The organism is Nostoc sp. CHAB 5836, assembly GCF_020829445.1.
Classification (GTDB): Bacteria; Cyanobacteriota; Cyanobacteriia; order Cyanobacteriales; family Nostocaceae; genus Nostoc.
Genome location: NZ_JAIVFV010000262.1, coordinates 1 through 6816, shown reverse-complemented (window position 1 = coordinate 6816; position 6816 = coordinate 1). Strand labels below are relative to the sequence as shown.

Annotated in this window: 3 protein-coding genes; all 3 read right to left on the bottom strand. The window is 37.6% G+C overall.

Features of this window, described 5'->3' with window-relative positions; translation table 11 throughout:
• Positions 1-62: 62 nt before the first annotated feature.
• The 3 genes from LC605_RS30120 to LC605_RS30110 are packed head-to-tail and all read right to left on the bottom strand — an operon-like array spanning position 63 to position 6242.
• On the bottom strand, positions 63-2477 hold the full coding sequence (locus tag LC605_RS30120; RefSeq protein WP_229551096.1) for a CHAT domain-containing protein: 2415 nt from the start codon (positions 2475-2477) through the stop codon (positions 63-65).
• The gene (locus tag LC605_RS30115) at positions 2432-4162 is read right to left on the bottom strand and encodes a ShlB/FhaC/HecB family hemolysin secretion/activation protein (RefSeq protein WP_229551095.1); all 1731 of its coding nucleotides are present in this window, start codon (positions 4160-4162) and stop codon (positions 2432-2434) included. The genes LC605_RS30120 and LC605_RS30115 overlap by 46 nt, the downstream gene beginning before the upstream one ends.
• On the bottom strand, positions 4083-6242 hold the full coding sequence (locus LC605_RS30110) for a filamentous hemagglutinin N-terminal domain-containing protein (protein WP_229551094.1): 2160 nt from the start codon (positions 6240-6242) through the stop codon (positions 4083-4085). The genes LC605_RS30115 and LC605_RS30110 overlap by 80 nt, the downstream gene beginning before the upstream one ends.
• Positions 6243-6816 lie beyond the last annotated feature (574 nt).

The window sequence follows — 6816 nt, the reverse complement described above, 5'->3', positions numbered from 1 at the left end:
CGTTTTATGAAATATGAATGGATAGAAATAGATGCATACTCTAGTTGGTCAAATTTAGTTAACTATGTTGAAAAAGTCATTCGAGATTTTGGAGAAAAATATGTAATTAATTTTGCATAAGTACTTACCAACCAGAGAGTAGCTAAGGTACTCCGCGCTCCAGCTTGTGCAGCAATGCCAGCAATTCCCAAAGCTGAACGCCGATCTCCTTTAGCAGTCTCACAAGCACTTAAAACGAGTAAGTCAATAGGAGATTGCTTATTTTTTAACAAAGATTTTAATTGTTGGACTTTAAGGAGTTCTTTCCAAGTCAATAGAAAAGTGTTGTCAGGATCTGAACTAAATTGAGCATGGGTACTCAGGTGAACTATGGGAAATGAGTCAGTTTCAAATTTTTCTCGAAAGTTGTGATTAGTAAATTCATCATTGAGTAACACTGACACATAATTTATGCTTTTTTTAATATTTTTCATCTCCTGATTGACTTGAGGAAGAGGTTGAAAACTTTCCGTGACTAAAGTATTTTCGGAAAGAGTAACAGCTTCAGAGATCCCAGCAAATAAAACCTTGATTTGTTTTTGTTTTTCAAATTGAGCTTGTAATTGTTTGAAGCTGGATGCGTTTGAAATAGCGTAGGATTCCGTGAGATACTTGTTGCCATCATACAGCATATCAAAAGGGATATTTTGAAAATAGCTGTCGGGAATAAAGACTAAATTTCCTGATTTTGGTAAATACTGTTTGATGGGGGCGATTAACAAATTATAAAGATTTTGAGCATAAGTAATATAATCATAACTTTGAACTTTAACGAATTGTTGATTGTGAATGACTCTGATAAAATTATCGATGGAATCACCAGCTAATTTGATATCTATTTGATGGCGATGGAACTGTTTGGAAGTCTGAACAACTACTTGAATTTGATTTGATAATTTGATAAAAAAGATAACAGGTGGAAAATTAGATAAATCTTGACTATTAGCAGTATCAGAAAATGTAGTTAATCTTCCACATTGGAGAAAATTTTCTATTTCCGCAATTCTCAGCTTATCTTGAATGGCAACTGCTCGTTGTGAATTATCTTCTTGAGAGAATAGGAACTCCATGTATTCGTGATATACAGGTTCAACTTTTTCTTTAAAATCAAACTGGAGATCAGGGTTCATTGCTAGAATATTACCTCTAACTTGGTCAAGACTGTTAATAGCAGATGTATATGCTTTATCAGTTTTTTGAGTTTCTTTGAGTTGCCGATACAAACGTCCTAATCTCCATTGCCACTGATATGCAATGTCCCAAGCTTTTACTGATTGAGCTAATTCCATTGCTGGTTCTAAATATTTCTGAGATTCCAGTGGCTGTTCTAAGCAACCATAAATTTTACCAATAGTTCCTAAAGCATAAGATTTAGCGCGTGTATTGTTTAATTTTTCGGCAGTATCAAGTGCATGATGAGAAATAGATAGCGCAGTTAATAGTGGATTCTCTACTTGTGAAGAACTAAGTTGATTTAATTTAGTGTTTTGAGCGACTTGTATTAAACTCTCAGCCAAATTCAAACGAGCGTAGATAGAGTCAATGGCTGGAAAATCATCGAATTGATTATTGAGACTCAATAATTGTTGAAGTAATGGCTGAATTAATTCTTTTCTGGGAGAAAAAACTCCCTCTGTAAGATTTTTCCATTTATCTAGTTCTAACAAGAAATTTAGTTGATTTAATTTGGCTGTGAGAGATAGGAGATTTGGTGTTTGATGTTCTACCTGCTGATATAAAGATAGAGCAGATTTAGCTTGAGCTTGTGCTGTAATTACTGCTTGTTGTTTAGCACTAGCATTATCTGTTAATTGGTATTTATTTTTGGCTTGCAGATACAGAGTGCGTTCTGTATCTGCTAAACTTAATAATAATTGATTATACAACTTTGACTGTGTTAGTTTTAAATCACCAGTCATTGCGATCGCTTTTTGCAAGACAACAAAAGAAGCTTCGGGTTTGCCAATCAAGCGCAGTACATCACCCATCTGGCGAAGTCCAATAACTTGAACTTTTGTGAGTGGTTGATGTTGTAAGGACTCAATTAAGCTATCTTTTGACTGCAAAACTTCTTCTAAAGGGGAACTACAAATCTCATTTGATAATTTCAAAGCTGTTAACAGAGTACTGCAAGCACTGCGATAAAAGCCTTGGGCAAGAAATCCCAAGCTTTGGTTAATTAGGCTACCAGTCATCCCTTCAGAATCCTTGAGTTGCTCATAAGCTTTGTAAGCTGCTGACCAAGTTTTGATGGCTGTGTCAGGATAGCCTTGATGCAATTGCTCATACCCCATTTGAGTAAGTGTTGATGCACTATGTATTTGAGCTTTAGCTTTTTCTGAAGAGATAATTACAAGAAATACTATAGATAGTGCCAACAGAAAGTACTTGATTACAGTTGATAATTGATAGAAAAAAGAACTCCGTTTTCTTGCCATGTTCGCTTATCTGAATTGGTGTCAACGTTAATTAAAGGAAAGCCGTAGTCCAGACGAGCATTGAAACGATTTCCTACTTGGTACTGTAAACCCAAGCCGATGGATGCTAAACTCCCTGCTGAGTTTGGTGTTTCGACTGTATTATTATTCCAAGAAAAAGCAAAATCAAAGAAAGGAATAATATAAAATTGCTGGTTGGATTGTCTCCAAGCTGCTAGATGTAACTCGGTTGAAAATAAAAATGCGTTGTCAGTTAAGAAAGTGGCTTCACGATAACCCCGTACTGAATCTGCACCTCCTGACGTAATTTGTTCGAGTGAAGCCAGAGGTCTATCAGCTAACTGAAGGTCTGTTATCGCAATGAATTGGGCATCGCTACCCAATTTCCTAACCCACCCAGCTTGACCCTGCCAAGCAAAAAAACGACCATCAGGAGCAGAGTTGTTGATAGTTGCGCCAAAAGCAGCAATGCCAAAACTAAATTGCGATCGCACTGATAAACTTTCTCTTGTGCTACTCAAGAGCCATTCTTGCGAAAATCTAATAGCAGAAATGCGGGTTTTTCCATTAGAATCAGCACCAGCATTTAAGGGGTAAGGTGTATTCAACACTTCGGACTCACTTTCTAAACGAGAAGCCGTGAGTTTTAAACTCATATCTTGTGTTGACGTGGCAGTGGCTTTACGGACTAACGGCTGTCGAAAACTCAACTCATAGCCACGAGCATTAGACAAAATATCTAGAGAATTAAAAGGATTTTCGATAATGTTGTTCGAAGAGTTGATGAATGAAAACTCGATTCTACTGTTTTGTGGATTGAGGGGGACAGAGTAACTAGTTGACAAAGTATTGCTACCGTCTGTGTTTCGATAGCCAACACTTAACTTGTCACCTATACCAAACAAATTAGCATCTTCGATCTCAAAGAAACGCTGAAAACTTCCGGTAGCAGGTGAACGAGAATTGTCTAGACCAGTTTCAATTGTGAATGACTGGCGTTCCTTAGCTTTGACGGTCAAAATACTTCTGTCTACTGAAGAACCATTATCTAATTGTGCTGATATTGATTCGATCAAGGGATCTTGTCGTAAGAGTCGCAAAGCTTCTAGTAGGTGTTTTTCATTGACTACTTCAACAGTGCTTGGTAATCGTTGACGAATGTAATTGTCCAATCGTGTGCCGCCAATAATTTCAATTTTATCCAGTTGCCCTTCTACAACTTGAATAGTAATTACTGCTTGATTTGGATTAATTGCTTGATTTTCTGCGATCGGCAAAAAAGCCCCAGAAGTGATGTAACCTTTATCCACATATAATTTTGTAATTACCTTACCAACTTGACGCAAATCATCAAATGTAATTTCTCTGACCAAATAAGAAGCAACTACCGCTTCTAGCTCTTGGGTTCTAATTACTGTATTACCTTTAAAGACAAAACTTGCCACTTTGATGATTTGTTGATTTGAGGGTGCATTTTCTCTTAAAGGTGGTGCATTCGGGTATGGTATTGTCGGGTCAAGTCTTTGAGGTAAAGGTTTAGGAACTTCCCAAGGTTCTTGTATAGTTCGGATCGGGAATGAAGCTATTGTTTGTGAATGTGCTGGATCAATTATCAGCAAGGGGATGAAAATGAGAAATCCGGGAGTTGCTTTCGACAAATGATTTAAGCACTGAAAATTGGGCATGGATGAAGATTGTTATTCTCAAAACAGCTTTGGGTGGAGCTGTAATTTTGCTATCGGGAGAAACAAATAGTCCTTGAGTATCAATGTTGATATTCCCCCCTCTTCCTTCAAATGCATTAGCTGTGATTTTGCTACCTTCTAACAAAGCTACTGTATCTGCTTTTACGGTTATGTTGCCTCCGTTACCTTGACCGCTTTCAGCAGTTGCGGTAACAAGACTGTTGTGGCGCAATTGCACATTTCTTGCTTCTAGCGAAATATCACCGCCTTCACCAGAAGCAGTTGAGGCAGCAATAGAAGCTTTGTGATCTAAATTGAGCCAATTCGTTTTAATTGTAAGTTTTCCTCCATTGCCGATTCCTTCATTCCTGACACCGATTTCTCCACCATTTATTATATTTAGAGATTGTCCGTTAATATTTACTTCCCCAGGTGAACCACTAGGCTCTGGAGGAGTTTTAAATACTCTTTGTATGTTTAAAGTCGCCTTGATAGCAGATGAATTTATCAAACCACTTAATTCTATATTGTCAGCATTGATAGCAAGAATTCCCGCAGAACCAGAGCTTCTAGTAGATGTATCAATCGATGCCTTCTCTCCTACTACCAACTTTGGTGTATTGACTGTTATATCGCCAGCCTTTCCATTTCCGAGAGTTCCACTAGACACGTAAGTGTAATTAGGCCCACGAAATACTCCGGAAGCAATGAAATCTGGGGTATTAATTAATTCTACAGAATTAGTTGCCTTTATAAGTATATCGCCTCCATTGCCGACTCCAGTAGTTAGAGATGATATCAATCCCCCATTCTGAAGCAGTAACCGCTTTGTTGCTACCGAAATATCTCCTGCATTTCCAAGAGCAGCAGATGTTGTACTAGCAGTGATGTTGCTAGTGATAGTATTATCCGAGGGCAAAAATCCAATAAACTGCACAAGTTCAGAAGCGTCAACATTCACGCTACCGCCTTTAGCAGAACTATAGACTCTACTGTTTATAACCGCTCCTCCTTGAAGGGTTAATTCTTTAGCAAAGATGTTTATATCCCCAGCATTTTCAGTCCCTAAAGTTTCGGTTCGGAAGCGGCTAGTAACTTTTCCATCAGGAGAACTCCCACTTAACTCCACTCTTTCGGAAGCATTAATGTTGATGTCTTTAAGAGATTGTGAGCCGGAATTTTGATTCAAAATTACTGAGCCATCGTTTGCATAAATATTTTTTCCTTGCAATGTAATAAAACCGCCTTGATCTTGACCAGCAGCTATTAGTGATTGTTGCGATAAATTAATATCGCTCAAATCAGAAATTCCTTCGTAACCTAAAGTGTATCCTTTAGCTGTTTGATTAATGCTGACTACGCCAGAACTAGCACTGCCAACATTAATTCCTCCACCATTCACTGTTAAAATACCGCCTTTGAAGCTGACTCCATTACCTACTAAATTTAAGTTTTGCCCATTCTGTACTGATAAACCACTTGAGTTTGGATTTGTAATACTTGGTTTAAGACTTGAGCCTGGAGAAGTTAATCCGTCACCCGCGCCAGTAACTTGAATCGCTCCTGGATTACTTCCGAATCTTAAGCCAACTGGAACATTAATTCCTAGTAGTGGTGGAGCTTGTGGGTTGGTAGCACTAAATTCAGAACCATTGGGGAACATGAAAGCACTAGCTGTAGTAGCCAAAAATGAGCCACCAATATTTAGACGTGCATTTTGTCCAAAGCTAATACCATTCGGATTGGAGAAAAATAGGTTGGCTGTACCATTAGCACTGATTATGCCATCAATATTAGAAGCAGATCCACCTGTGACGCGGACGACAATATTAGCAATATCTAATGCATTGTTGAAGTTAGCTATATTTTCTTTAGATAGAGAAAACTCCTGAAAACTGTGAAACAGATTTTGTCCTACTTGAGTGCCTCCCTCAATAATCATTTTATTTCCTTCTATTTTGATGCTGGTGTTGTTAGTCAGAGTTAGATCGCGCTTCACTTGTGCCTCCGATGGAAAAGCAGTTAACAGGGAAACGAATACCGCTCCTATAAGGGGATTTAAGATATATTTTTCTGTCACAATTATTAGCCCTTTAAATTCCACGCACTCTTTGAGTACCCCAAAAGTAAGAGGGGTATTAATAAACTGTTTTTATTGAGAATCTAGCTCTTTAACTGAGAATTAAAGTCCGATCTAACTTTGGAGCATCGCTCCCGCCTAAACCAACAAAAGTCAGATGTTAGCGGGCTAGTCGAATATTTCCATAAAAAATAAAGTCGAGTAAACAGCAGATTAAATCTGAGAGGGAACTTCAAACATTGTATCAGTCTATTAGCATAATACCAATACCATAGTTGTTGCTTGTACTATTATTTACAATTGCTCTGTTTGAGATTACCTTTACAAGTGAACATTATGATTTTTATCTGGAATTTTCACTATAACCTTTTATTAGCTTGATATTAGAAGTTTAATAACTCCGAAAATTTTTCTCGAAATAGCTTTAGCTGATAACTATCAGTTGTGAAAATGGTTATTCTTCATCTTCATACTCATCGAAATCATCATCGCCATGTTCTTCGTACCACTTTCTTTCATCCTCCAAAGCCATTTCTCTCTCTAGCCGAAATCTTTCTAGAGTTTCTATTTCTTG